The 309-nt window shown below is 42.4% G+C and carries 1 protein-coding gene; it reads right to left on the bottom strand.

Annotation, left to right across the window (positions count from 1 at the left end; all coding sequences use genetic code 11):
- Positions 1-80 precede the first annotated feature (80 nt).
- The coding region (locus tag AAEY75_RS14445; protein ID WP_352259949.1) for a hypothetical protein at positions 81-309 on the bottom strand (229 nt) is incomplete at its 5' end.

Here is a 309-nt window from a genome sequence, read left to right as displayed (position 1 = left end):
AGCTAATGCTTAATCATTTAAAAGGTCACGCCCACGCGTGACCTTTTTTGTTTTGAGCAGCTTCACTAGTACATCATGAGCTAATTAAATTGCTGAGTCACCTGTTGCTGTAACGCTTTGCAATTGGTCGTAGCTCCGTCAACTGAAGGTGCAATACTCACCGATACTTTAGACCAGAAACGTTTAGGCAAAGTGGTCAGTGCATGCCCACTTTTATGGCTAAAGTAAGATCCCCATAAACCTGTTAACGCTAACGGTATTACTGTCACAGGATCCCGTTGTAAAATTTTGTCAATACCAGGCCTAAAC

This window comes from Psychrobacter sp. TB55-MNA-CIBAN-0194, assembly GCF_040309505.1.
In the GTDB taxonomy this organism is placed as follows: domain Bacteria; phylum Pseudomonadota; class Gammaproteobacteria; order Pseudomonadales; family Moraxellaceae; genus Psychrobacter; species Psychrobacter fozii.
The sequence above is the reverse complement of the archived record's forward strand: the minus strand, read 5'-3'. Positions and strand labels throughout refer to the sequence as shown.